The organism is Salimicrobium halophilum, assembly GCF_900100295.1.
Taxonomy (GTDB): domain Bacteria; phylum Bacillota; class Bacilli; order Bacillales; family Halobacillaceae; genus Salimicrobium; species Salimicrobium halophilum.
In genome coordinates this window covers 272,541-286,810 of record NZ_FNEV01000004.1, presented here as the reverse complement: position 1 = coordinate 286,810, position 14,270 = coordinate 272,541, and the positions used below count along the sequence as shown (strand labels likewise).

Genomic DNA, 14,270 nt, shown 5'->3' with positions numbered 1-14,270 from the left:
AGAATAGTACATTGTTGGAGTTGTCGACAAAAATCTATAATGTAATCACGACAAGGAGGTGAGATGAAATGCGATCGGGATCAGAGGCTAGTCAAGAAAGAGTAGTCGAAGAAAAAAAGGCACGAATGAACAGTTGGAAAGATAACGTTTCAGGATACTTATTTATCGCACCGATGTTGATAGGAAGTACGATTTTAATACTCTATCCAATTGTCGCTTCTTTCATTCTTAGTCTGACAGACTGGAATTTTGTAAGCGGTTTAGAAGGGGCTAGTTTTGTAGGGTTAGATAATTTTATCACACTATTTAATAACCCTGTGTTCTTAAAAGGGCTTGTTAATAACTTTATATTACTGTTAGTGGTACCAGGTGGGCTGCTATTATCATTGGTTCTCGCAGTAATTATAAATAAAAATGTGTATTTCAAAGACGGATTTAAAGTTATCTACTTTATGCCCTACATTTCAAGTACTGTTGCAATAGCACTGGTATTCCAAGTTTTGTTTCACCCGAGCGAAGGTCCCATAAACCAATTTTTGATGTCTATAGGAGTTGAAAATGTACCGCAATGGATTGCTGACCCTGCGTGGGCACTTCCCTCTGTAATGATTATCATCGTTTGGACTCAAATTGGTTTTCAACTCATCCTTTACATTGCCGCATTACAAAACATACCACCTGAACTGTATGAAGCTGCAGAGGTAGATGGTGCCTCAGCACTTTATAAATTCAGGAAAATCACGGTACCCCTGGTTACACCTACTACCTTCTTATTACTCATTCAAGGGATTGTGCATACGTTTAAAGTTTTTGATCTAATAAACGTATTAACCGAAGGTGGACCAGCAAATGCTACGACAATACCGGTGTTTTATTTGTATGAGCAAGCATTCGAAGAGTTGAAGACGGGGTATTCTTCAGCTATTGCCGTTGTATTGTTCATTATCTTAGTCGTAATTACTATTACCCAGTGGTTTGGACAGAAGAAATGGGTTAACTATTAGAAAGGAGGCTCTTAAGTGGAACAAGTATTCAGAAGAATAAATGTGTCTAAATTACTAGTGACTATTGTAATGACGATTGTAGGGATAATATTCCTTTTGCCATTTCTGTGGATGATTTCAGCATCATTCAAAGTAGAAGCTGAGGTCCTTGCTTATCCAATTGAATGGATTCCATCAACGTGGAATGCTGTTGAAAACTATAAAGAAGTATGGTTCGGGTCGAATTCATTTCTCTTGTATTACTGGAATTCAATCAAAGTTTCTTTTTTGACAACTTTTGTATCCGTTTTCTTTTCTTCAATTGCTGCTTATAGCTTTGCAAAGATTCATTTTAAGGGACGAGATGTTCTGTTTCTGATTGTGCTACTAACATACATGATACCGCCACAAGCTATAATCGTACCGCAATACCTTCTTTATTCGTCTGTAGGGTTGATTGATACCCATTTAGGGTTGATCCTTCTTAATAGCTTTAGCGCATTCGGAACATTTATGCTGAGACAATTTTTCATGGGAGTTAACGATGAAATAATCGAGTCAGCAAAGATGGATGGTGCTGGTCATTTCCGGACTTTCTTTAGTATCGCGCTTCCATTAGTGAAACCGGCGATTGCAACTTATGCTATATTACGCTTTATATGGACTTGGAACGACTATCAAAATCCACTTATCTTTTTGCGCTCTGAGCATTTGTACACTATCCAAATTGGAATTGAACAATTTGCTGACGCCCATGGATCTATTTACTCTTTGATGATGGCTGCGGCAGTGTCAGCGGTTATTCCACTTCTAATTGTATTCGTAGTTGGTCAAAAGAGAGTTATTGAAGGAATTTCCCTTGGTGGGGTAAAAGGGTAAGACAATTTTATAAAAAAGGAGAAGGTTATATGAATAAAAAGTGGTTGGAAGTGATGGTTTCTACACTCATCTTAACTAGTCTGATGTTAGCAGGATGTTCCAATGGAGAAAACGCAGAACAGAGCGAATCGGAAAGTGATGAAGTCACTTTAAAATTGTTTACATGGATTAATGAAGAGAACGGAAATTGGGAGGAAACTATCAGCACCTATGAGGAAGAAAATCCGGGGGTAAATGTAGAAGTTAACACTTTGGTCGAGAACATGTCGGCAGATGATTACTTAAAACAATTGGATTTACTTGCGGCGTCTGGCGATGAGCTGGATTTGATCATGTTTCCTAGCAGTGAAGATCTTGCAAAACGTATTTCGACGGGAATGGTTGAGCCACTCAACAATTATATTGATGAAGAAGATATCACTCTCGACGAGGTATACAACACGGGGCCAGCTCCAGCTACGGATGATGGGGAATACTATGGTATTCCATCAAAATACAATACGTATCTGATTATGATGAACAAGAATCACTTGGACGAAGCCGGGCTAGAAATACCTGAAGAATGGACATGGGACGATTACAGAGAGTATGCAAGTACATTAACAACAGACGAAAGGTACGGATCTTATCTTCATACGTGGTCTACAATCTTTGATACTTTGAAGATGTTCGGTAAAGGTGAAGAAAACTTACTTATAAAGTCTGATGGTTCTTCAAATATGGATGACCCACTTGTAAAAGAATCATTACAGTTACGACATAACTTGGAAAAGGTTGATGAATCTTCTGTTCCTTATGCAGATATTATTTCTCAACAATTAAGTTATAGACAACAGTTTTTCTCCCAAAGTGCAAGCATGATACCAATCCCAAGTTACATGGTCACAGAGTGGGGAGGTTATGATCCGGAGTTTGAAATTGCGTGGGCTCCCTGGCCAAAAAATGATTCAAATGACCAAAAATACAGATACGCATCAGCGGACATTTTGTCGATGGGGGAAAGCTCCGAAAATAAGGATGAAGCTTACAAATTCATGAGGTGGATGACTACTGAGGGAATGCTTGTACAAGGAAAATCTATTCCTGCATGGAAGCAGACGGACACGGAAGAAGTACTCAATGAACTTGCGAACTCTACGTCTAATCCGGAAGCCGTCCATGTACCGTCTCTTCTTACAGCAATTGAAACTGGTGAAGAGGCAGAACAGTTCCTTCCTGCCGGTTATATGACAGAAGTTTATAGTGCATATAAGACAGAGGTAGAAAAATACCTGTTAGAAGGCCAGAGCCTGGATATAACAATAGAAAATGCCAAGCAATCTGTGCAAGACATAATTGACGCTAATAAATAATGCAACTGACAAGGGGGAGTGCTTGCTCTCCCTTTCTAAGTTAGGTTAGCGGTTATAGGCTAAGGAAGAGTATCGGAATCCAGAAAGGAGAAAAAAATGTTATATCCTACGATTACACCTACTCGAAATGTTATTGAGTTAAGTGGTATATGGAATTTCAAATTAGATAATGGAGAGACAGATCCAGTACTATCAGCTCAAAAAAAATTGACTAATTCATCACCTATGGCTGTCCCAGCCTCCTATAATGACATAGGTGTGGTCAAAGAAATCAAGGAACATATTGGTTTTGTATGGTATGAGAAAGAGATATATGTACCTAATGATCTAGAAAAGCAGCGAATAGTTCTTCGCTTTGGTTCTGCTACTCACCTTGCAAAGGTTTATCTAAATGGAGCTCTCAGTATAGAACACAAAGGCGGATTTCTCCCTTTTGAATTAGAAGTGAACAATTACATTGAGGACGGGAAGTTGCGTATTACTATTGCTCTGGATAACACTTTAGATCATTCTACTTTGCCCGTAGGTATTTATGAGGAAGAAGAATACGAATCGTTAGGTAAAGTGGTTCGTAACCTTCCGAACTTCGACTTCTTTAACTACGCTGGTCTTCAACGTCCAATCAAATTATACACAACTCCTCATCAATTTATAAAAGATGTAACGATCGTAACAGACCATGACGGTGACCATGGAACAGTGAAATATTCAGTCGATACAAATCCTAAAGAAGGGTTAGTGAGAGTAACAGTAATTGATGAAGATGGGAACAAAGTAGCTGCTTGTGAAGGAGCTAATGGTGAAATTAGCATTTCGGACGTAAACCTGTGGGAACCTTTGAACGCCTATCTGTATACAATGAAAATTGAATTGATAAACGAAAATCAGTTGGTTGATGTTTATGAAGAATCTTTTGGGGTTCGTACGATCAAAGTGGAAGGTGGGCAGTTTTTCATCAATCATAAACCATTCTATTTCAAAGGTTTTGGAAAACATGAGGATTCACCGATCCATGGTCGTGGTTTCTCTGATGCAGTAAACGTCATGGATTTTAATTTGATGAAATGGATGGGAGCTAATTCTTTTCGCACAGCACACTATCCTTATTCCGAAGAACTTATGCGCTTAGCAGATCGAGAAGGATTCGTTGTTATTGATGAAACTCCAGCAGTTGGTTTACATTTCAACTTTCATGCTACTGGAGCAATTAAAAAGGAAGACAGCACCTGGGAAAGATTACAAACGTTCGACCACCACAGGGATGTCCTCGAAGATATGATTGCCCGTGATAAAAATCACCCGTGTGTTGTTATGTGGTCTGTTGCAAACGAAGCAGCTACAGAAGAAAACGGTGCTTTTGAATATTTCGAGCCGCTGGTTGAACTCACGAAAGGAAAGGATCCTCAAAAAAGGCCTGTAACAATTATTACTTATATTGGTTCCAGTCCTGAGCATGATAAAATCGCAGAACTCGTTGATGTATTAGGGTTGAACCGTTATTACGGTTGGTACGAGCATGGTGGTGAATTAGATGTTGCAAAGGTGAAATTGAAAGCTGAACTTGAAGCTTGGCAAAAGCGTTGTCCTGATAAACCAATCATGATGACTGAGTATGGTGCGGACACCATGGCTGGCTTCCATGAGGTAGCCCCCGTGTTATTTACAGAGGAATATCAGAATGAATATTTAAGGATTAATCATGAGATTTTTGATGAAACTGATGTTTTTATTGGAGAACACGTATGGAACTTCGCAGATTTTGCTACAAGTCAAAATATTCGTCGTGTAAATGGCAATAAAAAAGGAGTATTCACCCGTGAAAGAAAACCTAAAGCTTCAGCACATATGCTACGTAAACGATGGATGACGATACCCGATTACGGATATAAGGTCATAAAGGATAAGATCACTAAGGGCTGATGCTTCGATTAATATAATTACAGTAGAAAAGCTTTCGTTGACAGGAGTTTATTATCCATGTCAACGAAAGCATTTTTTTAAAATCAAGAATTACTTTCCTGTTATTGGAATTTCATCTATAGACGACATTGCTATAATATAAGTATTAACAAACCATGATTTTGAATTTTCTAAAAATATACAGAGGAGTCTTCAAGTAGGTGTATTTAAATGTTAAATTTGTTCAAACGAGCTGCAAGTCTATCTCTCCGTTACCGTATTACTATTGCGGTTGTTGTATGTGTGTTTTTACCCTGGGTCATGACGTATATTGTATCGAATTACATGACCAAGGATATATTGGAGCAAAGAGCTGTGAGACAGTCTGAAGACTCGTTGCGCGTGGTAGAAATGAGTATAAATAAGTCTTTCAGCGATTTGATGTACCTTTCGAATTTCATTCAGTTTGATACAGAATTCAACAAACTGATCGGTTCTTATCAAAAAATCGATCAGTCCCTGGAAGATGCAGAACAGAAAATGGCGATGCAGAAACTTGAGATATCCGGTTATTTAGAGGGAATTACTAACACTATTAATTTGGCTTACATTACTATTCTATTTGATAAGGATATGTATTATACGAATTATAGTACTAATGAATATAACCCTTCCGAAATTTTTGAAGAAGAGTGGTTTGATAAGCTTCAATCTCTGAACTATTATGAAACGTATTGGATGGGGGCGCAGCCCAATTATATCCAAAGTGAATCCTCTTACAGTCCGTATTTGATTACGATGGGGAGAACGATTCAAGAATCGAATAATGACCAAGTGTATGTAATGCTTAGCGCTCATGAAAATGATATCAGCGAAGTACTAAGCAATTACACTAATGAGAGCATGCAGGAGTTTTACTTATTAAATGAAAAGGGCACTATTTTATCTAGTGTCAATAAGCAGGAAATTGGGCGAGAACTTCCTTACGATTTATCCATGGAAAATGAATACCAGGTTGTGGATTATCATGAGAAAGAGCATTTGTTAGTAACTCAGTCAGTATCACATACTAATTGGAGTCTGGTCAGTTTGGTTCCTTACAAGCAGACCATAGGCAATATCAACATGATAACTAGGACGACAATCATTATTCAGGGTGCATTTTTACTTTTGTTTCTTATAGCGCTTATCATTCTAGTTCGTGAAACGACGAAACCCCTCGAAAGAATAGGGGAAGTAACTAAAGAAGTTGAACAAGGAAATATTATTGTAAGAACAAATATAGAAGGAAGCAATGATATTTCAAAATTGGGTCAATCCTTTGACGAAATGTTGAATCGAGTTGAAAAAATGATTGATCAAATCAAACACAAAGAAGAAGCAAAGAGGACAGCGGAATTGGAAATGTTACAAGCTCAAATAAATCCTCATTTCCTCTTTAATGTATTAAATGCAATTAGATTAAACGTCTCCATGAAGGGAGATGTTGAAAGTTCGAAACTCTTACGATCCCTTTCATCGTTACTAAGAATGACCATTAACAGAAACAATGCTTTTATACCACTTAAGGAAGAAATTGAAATTATCAAACACTATGTAGACTTGATGAATTTCAGGCATGACCAAAATATAAAATTGGTGATGGATCTCGATGAGATGACCTGTAACGAAGAGGTTCCACGCTTTTTTTTGCAACCGATAATAGAAAATGCAATTATTCACGGATTCGATAGTAAAGAAGGCAGTGTCAAAATAAAAACTTGTGACGTTGAAGACCACCTATTGATTTCAATAAGTGACGACGGCAAGGGTATTGACTCACAAAAACTAGCTTCGATTAAAAAGACAATCTTTTCAGAGGAAATTCAATCTAACAAGAGCAGCGAAAACTCATTTAATGGCATTGGTATTAAAAATGTATACCAGCGTATGAGAATCGTTTATGGAGAAGCATTCCGTATGAATTTGACCAGCACTCTTGGAAAAGGGACAGACTACACTTTTTATATTCCAAAGGAGAAATGACGGTATGTATAAAGTTGCCTTGGTTGATGACGATGTAATGGTATTAAGATATATGCAGAAGATGATTCCCTGGGAAGAGCACGGCTTTGAAGTTACTGGAGTATTCAATGATAGTGTAGAAGCATACAACGAACTGAAGATGAATAATTATGATGTATTGTTCACTGATATTGGAATGCCCAATCTGAACGGAATAGAGTTAATCTCATTGTTGTATGAAGAGAATCCAGATTTGTATAAAGTAATCCTATCTTGTCATGATGAATTTTTGTATGCCCAACAAGCATTGAAACTTGAAGCGTTTGATTATATTTTAAAAGAATCCATGGAGGAAGAAACAATAGTAGATTTATTAAAATCTCTGAAGAAAGCGATAGAAAAGAAACGACAAAAAGATACAGAAACAGACAAAATATATGAATTCCTGAAAAAGAACAAAAACAAGCTTAAAACTGAATTTATTGAGAAAATACTTTACGACAATTCATTTATAGAAGATGAAACCTGGTGGATAGAGGAAGAAGAACATCTTGGGATTGACTTCTCTTATGACTATTACACCCCCGTGTTGTGTTATATAGACAAAAGCGAAGAGGCAATTAAACAATACGAAACACAGAACTTGCTTCACTTTAGCATAGATAATGTAATTAACGAAATTTTGGATAAACATTGGAAAAATGCACAAGTTTTTTATATTAGAAATAAATTTTTTATTATATTTCCTTACGATACTGACGAACTGAACGATGGGTCTTCTATAGTTGAGAAGATATTACGAGAGATTCACTATAAAATTAGTAAGTATTTGAAGTTAACGTTCACAACAGTTATCGGCCGAGATTACCAAGTAAGGGATCAGTTAACAAATTCCTTGAGAGAGCTGTTTTACAATGAAGAACAATCTTTTTATTATCAGCATGGCTCTATTAATCATCTTGAAGTGACACCGTATGAAAAATCCAACTCTTTTCACAACCACCTCGAACTGACGGAGGAGCTTGTTCACTTCATGATAAAGGAAGACTATGATGAAGTAGAGAGTATAGTAGTACAACAGCTAGAAACTATGAGGGAGCTGAGGTTAGAGCCATCGATTGTAAAGGACTGGTCAGTAAAATTAGTATTGGACATCAAACATAGGCTTCAAGCTCTTCCCCACTTTGAAGATACTACAATCGTAAGTATGACAGATAAATTGGTCAATCAAGCCTATTCGCTGGATTATTTGGAAGAATTGATGGTAGGTATTTGCAGACAACTTATGGTTCACACGAAAGATATGAAACATATGCCGGAGAATACAGATGTCGCTTCAGCTCTAAAATACGTGCAAATAAACATCCATAAAAAAATCACCTTGAGTGAGGTTGCAACTCATTTACATTTGAATCCTAGTTATTTTAGTAGAGTATTCAAAAAAGTAACAGGGGAAACTTTTATTGAACATGTGATAAGAGTTAAGATGGAACGTGCTCAGGAACTATTGAGTAAAACGAACAAATCAGTGGACGAAATCTCCGTTGATCTTGGGTATGAAAGTAAGAGCTACTTTTTGAAGACCTTTAAAAAATCTTATGGAGTGCCTCCAAGTTCGTTCAGATATGAAAAAGATTCTTTTAAGCAAGAAACCTGATAGTTTCCTAACACAACAAACTAAACCCGAACCATTCCTGTCTTTAATGGTTCGGGTTCTTTAAATTTATTCAATATTCATTTTGATTTCTAAGCCATCGCCGGGTGCTTCGGTTCAGCAGCCTTCAGTCCTGCCTGATTCAAGAAGTTCCATGGCTGATTGAAATGCGGCTGGAAGAAGAAATCGACGAAGCCGAGCTCTTCCACAGTCATTCCGTTCTGAATACAGACACTCATCGTGTTGATGGACTGCGTGACGTCTGCCAAAGAAAGCACTTGTGCGCCTAGAATCCGGTGCGTTTCCGGATCGAATGTCACTTTAAACGTTACTTTCTCAGCTGTCGGCATGAAGCCGGGACGGTGTGTGTCTTCGATTGTGACACTTTTCACATGAATATCCAAAAGAGAAGCGGATGTCTCCGTAAGTCCTGTAGATGCCATGTTCAAGCCGAATAGGTGAAGCCCGGATGTCCCTTGCGTACCGATGTTCCGGAGTACCGGTTTTTCAATGTTACGTGCCACGAGCGTTCCCATGCGTACGGCATTCGTAGCAAGCGGAATATACATGTGGTCACCAGTCGGATTGTAACGGACCGCACAGCAGTCGCCCGCAGCAAAGATGTTCGGGTCACTCGTCTGCATGTAGTCATCCACTTTAATCGCTCCGTTGTCGAGCATATCGACTTTCCCTCGAAGCAGTCCTGTATTCGGACGGAAGCCTACGCACATGATGACGAGGTCGGTATCGAAGGATTCTTTGTCTGTATGAACACGGCGTGCTTTGCCGTTTTCTCCTTCGAATCGCTTCACGGTCTGATTCATCGCCAACGTAATTCCGCGGGCCTCAAGCTCATCTTCTACTGGAGCTGTGAATTCGGCGTCCAGGTATTTGTTCAGGATACGATCAGCACCGTCGATCAACGTCACGTCTTTGCCGGCTTGAGCGAATGCTTCCACAAGCTCTACACCGATATAGCCAGCGCCGACGACAGTTACATGATTCACGGGAGCTGTTTCTTCAATGATTGTGTTTGCCTGATCGTAGTTCTTAGCGAGCAACACATTTTCGTAATCGATGCCTTCGATTGGAGGCGTGATCGGCCAGGAACCTGTAGTAACGACAAGTTTGTCATACGTGTCCGTAATCGCTTCGCCTGTCACGAGGTTCACTGCTTCGATGGTTTGTATAGATGTATCGATATTCGTTACATCATGCTGCATTCGCATCGTTACTCCAAGGTTAGCAAGCTCTTCGGGAGACGTATAGAAAAGGCCGGATGGATCTTCGACAACCCCGCCCACGTAAAGTGCGAGTCCGCAAGAAAGGAAAGAAACGGTATCATTTCTCTCGTAAACCGTGATTTGTGCATCTGGATAAAGGTTCGCCATATTGGTAACCGCAGCTGTACCTGCGTGTGTACTTCCGATTACTGCAATTTTCATGATTGTAGTCCTCCTGTTAATTGTGAATTATTTCACAATATCTAATGTATTTTTTATTATAAGCACTCCAGCAATAAAAATCAATAACTCTGTTCAATATTTCACAATAAAATTTCTAAGGCTTATATGATTACTTGTTGTATAATGGCAGACGTGTAATGGAACGGGAAACAGGGGGAAGCGGAATGACACAGCAAGTACAGACGAACGGAAGATTCTACAGCTATCTGAAAAAGAAGAACAACTACGGGAAAGCCTACCTCGATGCGATGGAGGATACGGTGCATCATCTCAAGAAGGAACAGACGTCGGCGAATCGGCCCGGGATGCTTCTTGGAAAAGTCCAGTCCGGGAAAACGCGGACATTCCTTGGAATCATGGGGCTGGCGTATGACAATGGCTACGATATCGTCGTCCTTTTGACGAAAGGAACAAGAGCGCTCGTAAAACAGACGATGTCTCGGCTCCACCTGGAGTTCGACCAACTGATCCGTGACGATGAGATGCATGCTTTCGATATCATGAACCTGCCGTCGAACGTCAGTCGCTGGGAGCGTAAGCAGCGTCTCGCCATCGTTGTGAAGAAAGAAACGAATAACATGGACCGTCTTCAGGCGACGCTTTTTGAGAAGTATCCGGATCTGAAGGATAAAAATGTGCTGTTCATCGATGACGAAGCTGATTTCGCGAGCGTCTCCTATGAAAAGAATAAAGACAAAAACGTCGTGGAGCAGCGGGTCATTGCTTCGAAAATCGATGCTCTCAGGAAAAATCTGCAGAGGAGCTCTTATCTTCAAGTGACAGCGACTCCTTATTCTCTGTATCTTCAGCCGGAGGAAAAGGAGAATCAGATGCGATTCGCACCGGTACGGCCGGCATTCACGGTCCTCGTTCCGGTCCATGATCAGTACGTCGGGGGAGAATTCTATTTCGATGACTCGCACGATTCTTCGTCTTCCGCCTATTATTTATACCGCGACATCCGCCAAAGTGACCTCGATCTTATGAAAAAGAAAGACGGACGGCGCGTGAAAAGAGATAATGCGCTGAAGCAGAAGAATCTGGCAAACGTGAATGAAGCCATCTTGAATTTCATTACCGGAAGTGTTTTGCGTCGCCTTCAGCAGCATACAGCAGGAATGAAGCAGGAGAAATATGCGATGGTTGTGCACACGGAACGGGGAAAAGCTGCTCATGAATGGCAGGAAGAACTTTTCAACAAAATCATCGCTGATATCCAGGAAGCGGCGGAAGAAGACACCGCAGAATTTCAGGAATATGTGAATGCATCGTACGAGAATCTATCACGATCTTTGAACTTGCGACCGAAATCGGTGCCTTCCCATGAAGCGACGATCCATGCAGTAAAAGAAGCCTTGCGCGACGAGATGGCTGTCGTCACTACGGTCAATTCGGATAATGAAGTGGAAGAGCTGCTGGACGCGGAAGGTCAGCTGCACCTTCGTACGCCGATGAACATCTTCATCGGAGGTCAGATTCTCGACCGGGGTGTGACGATCAGGAATATGATCGGTTTTCTATATGGAAGAAACCCGGCTTCGTTCCAGCAGGATACGGTGCTGCAGCACTCCCGTATGTACGGCGCCCGCAACCTCGACGATATGGCAGTGACGAGACTCTACACGACGAGTGCTATTTATGACGTAATGGAAAAAATTCACGAATTCGATGCAGAACTGAGAAATGCCTTCATCTCCGGCGGGCACGACCGCGGCATGATATTTCTCCGAAAGGATAGGACGAAAGGGATCGCTCCGTGCAGCCCGAACAAGATTCTGCTCTCGCGGCTTACTTCTTTGCATCCGCACAAACGATTGCTGCCGAAAGGATTTCAGACCGGATACAAATCGTATATTCGTAAAAATGTGAACGGGATATCGGTAACCATCGATCAGTGGACCAAACGCGAAGAGACAGCTTTCGTTTCCGTCGAAGAAGTGAAGCAATTGCTTCTGGACATCCGTGAGACGCTCGTTTTCGATGAAGGGCACAGCTGGGACGTGGAAGAGTACGCGTCGATTCTTGATTACCTTACGATGGATGCAGAAGAAAAAGGAGTCTGGATCATTGTAAGGAAAAATAGGAACATCCGCCGCACGGATTCAGAAGGTCGGTCTGAGGATGCCCCGGACACGCCATCCGGCGGTTATGGTGAATTGGCTGTAGCAAGGCGTATGGCAACAGATCATCCAGCGCTTATTCTTCTTCAGCAGAATGGGCGAGAGGAAGACGGGTGGAGAGGGGCCCCATTCTGGTGGCCTGTTCTTGTGACGCAGGCAAACATGGAGCCTGCAATTTACACAGCTCACCCTGTGTAATCTATCTAATAGTGATATCGAAACAATTTTCTTAGATGCAGCTGATACAAAAGATGCTGCTCAAGACGCATATCCAAATGATACAATGAAAAGAGATGCTTTTCGTCACTTCCCATGGAATTACATGCTAACTGAATCTATGGGGAAAATAGATGCTAGAACAAGAACAATAAATCACGAGTGGGGAAACTTACTAATAGACCCTATTATGAATCATTATGACAATCAATACGACGATTATAGAGGTCAAGGTTACTTGGAAAGTTCTGCATCTGAAAAAGCATTCAATGATGCCACTGGCTATATTGTTGGGCCTATATGAGGGGAGATCTAACATGTTGTATAGAATACTCTTCTATGGGGGAATAATCATATCTTCTATTATCTTTTTACTACTTTTCCAATATGCAAGTTACAAAAGTAATCAATTCCCTTTATTTTCAGATGTATTAAATGCCTTTGTGTTTATACCGAGTTACTTTGTACTAGTTTATGCAATCATACACATAGTAACTCTCCTATTTAATGATGCTAAATTAACACAATTTGTTATGAGTGCAATGATAATAGCTGTTTCTGTTTTTATCCTATCAGTCCTACTTAGCACTAAATTTCTTACAACCCTATTATTGTCTATTGTTGGTTTTCTAGTAGGTACTCTTTATTTAATTTCATTAAAAATTTTATATGGAAAGTCAGGCTAAATACAATAACCGTAAGCATAATGTAAGGAAGGAATTTAAAATGTCTTATACAATGTTAAGTATAGTCTTTTTGTTTATAGCGTGTATCGGTATTTGGAGACTATATAAAATTAATAGAGATAATGGTAAAAAAATATTCTTTAAAAAATTAGGGTTCACCTTTTTGGCTTCTTACGTCTTAATAGCAGGAATTCTATTTATCGTTTTCTTATAGACTTTTCGGTATTTTTCGTATGTTTCTCTATTTTTAGGCTCAATTACTTTATGACAGTTGATTGTAAGTTTTTGAATCTCAAGTGGAGTTTAGCTGTTTATGTTTATTCTTGGTCCACTATGAGAGGCATTGTATGGAGCCGGGTGATGACGCTTTTTGGTGGTGCTTCTTTTTTCTTTGATTAGAGATTTTTTTCGTAAAATGATAGAAGTGAAGGAAAGGGAGTGGTGACACATGGACGAGAGAACGAAAGAACTGTTCCACCAGCTAGAAAATGGTTCGAAAGAGGAACAGTACGAAGCTTATCAAACGCTTCTTGAAGAAATGGAAACGGAAGTACCATGGGCTTATGAAGTATGGGACAAACTTGTAGACTGGCTGACCGATAAAGATGCTCACCGGAGGTCCCGGGGGGCTCAATTCTTGTCTTTTCTGGCCATCAGTGACCCGGAAAACCGGATTCTTCGCGATTTTCCGAAAGTGTGGCAGGTGACGAAAGATGAGAAGTTCGTCACGGCCCGTCATTCTCTTCAGGCGATATGGCGAGTCGCACTTGGTGGGGAGAAGCAAAAAAACCTCGTTACCGGCTATCTGATCGAGCGGTTCTATACCGCGGAAGAAGAAAAGAACGGCACGCTTCTGCGCGAAGATATTCTGAAAGGGCTCCGCGCGTTGTATGAAAGAGATGAGGATCCGTATATCGAGGAACAAGCAAAAGGCCTCATTGATAGTGTCGATGATGAAAAATACGCGAAGAAATACATGAAAATATGGAAATAGCAAGAAGCTCAGGCGGT

Annotated in this window: 9 protein-coding genes; 8 read left to right on the top strand and 1 reads right to left on the bottom strand. The window is 40.2% G+C overall.

What is annotated here, in order from left to right; genetic code table 11:
• Positions 1-68 precede the first annotated feature (68 nt).
• The 6 genes from BLQ44_RS08595 to BLQ44_RS08570 all read left to right on the top strand — a co-directional run bounded on the left by BLQ44_RS08595 (position 69) and on the right by BLQ44_RS08570 (position 8,774).
• A complete protein-coding gene (locus BLQ44_RS08595) occupies positions 69-1,004 on the top strand; it encodes a carbohydrate ABC transporter permease (RefSeq protein ID WP_093193482.1) in 936 nt (311 codons plus the stop codon).
• Between the two features lie 69 nt (positions 1,005-1,073).
• Positions 1,074-1,862: a carbohydrate ABC transporter permease gene (locus BLQ44_RS08590; RefSeq protein ID WP_093193526.1), complete on the top strand. Its 789-nt coding sequence runs from the start codon at positions 1,074-1,076 to the stop codon at positions 1,860-1,862.
• 29 nt (positions 1,863-1,891) lie between these two features.
• Complete coding sequence (locus tag BLQ44_RS08585) at positions 1,892-3,214, top strand: ABC transporter substrate-binding protein (RefSeq protein ID WP_093193481.1); 1,323 nt, start codon at positions 1,892-1,894, stop codon at positions 3,212-3,214.
• A 96-nt stretch (positions 3,215-3,310) separates the two neighbouring features.
• Positions 3,311-5,134, top strand: a complete 1,824-nt coding sequence (gene uidA, locus BLQ44_RS08580) for a beta-glucuronidase (RefSeq protein WP_093193480.1) — start codon at positions 3,311-3,313, stop codon at positions 5,132-5,134.
• A gap of 210 nt (positions 5,135-5,344) precedes the next feature.
• Positions 5,345-7,138, top strand: coding sequence for a sensor histidine kinase (locus tag BLQ44_RS08575; RefSeq protein WP_093193479.1), 1,794 nt, complete (start codon positions 5,345-5,347; stop codon positions 7,136-7,138).
• 4 nt (positions 7,139-7,142) lie between these two features.
• Positions 7,143-8,774, top strand: a complete 1,632-nt coding sequence (locus BLQ44_RS08570) for a helix-turn-helix domain-containing protein (RefSeq protein ID WP_093193478.1) — start codon at positions 7,143-7,145, stop codon at positions 8,772-8,774.
• 89 nt (positions 8,775-8,863) lie between these two features.
• On the opposite strand, the gene BLQ44_RS08565 is transcribed toward BLQ44_RS08570, so the two are convergent.
• A complete protein-coding gene (locus BLQ44_RS08565) occupies positions 8,864-10,216 on the bottom strand; it encodes an FAD-dependent oxidoreductase (RefSeq protein WP_093193477.1) in 1,353 nt (450 codons plus the stop codon).
• 185 nt (positions 10,217-10,401) lie between these two features.
• Between BLQ44_RS08565 and BLQ44_RS08560 the strand changes: the two genes are divergently transcribed.
• Positions 10,402-12,555, top strand: a complete 2,154-nt coding sequence (locus tag BLQ44_RS08560; RefSeq protein ID WP_093193476.1) for a Z1 domain-containing protein — start codon at positions 10,402-10,404, stop codon at positions 12,553-12,555.
• Positions 12,556-13,707: 1,152 nt separating this feature from the next.
• Positions 13,708-14,253, top strand: coding sequence for a hypothetical protein (locus BLQ44_RS08545; RefSeq protein WP_093193473.1), 546 nt, complete (start codon positions 13,708-13,710; stop codon positions 14,251-14,253).
• The last annotated feature ends 17 nt before the right edge of the window (positions 14,254-14,270 follow it).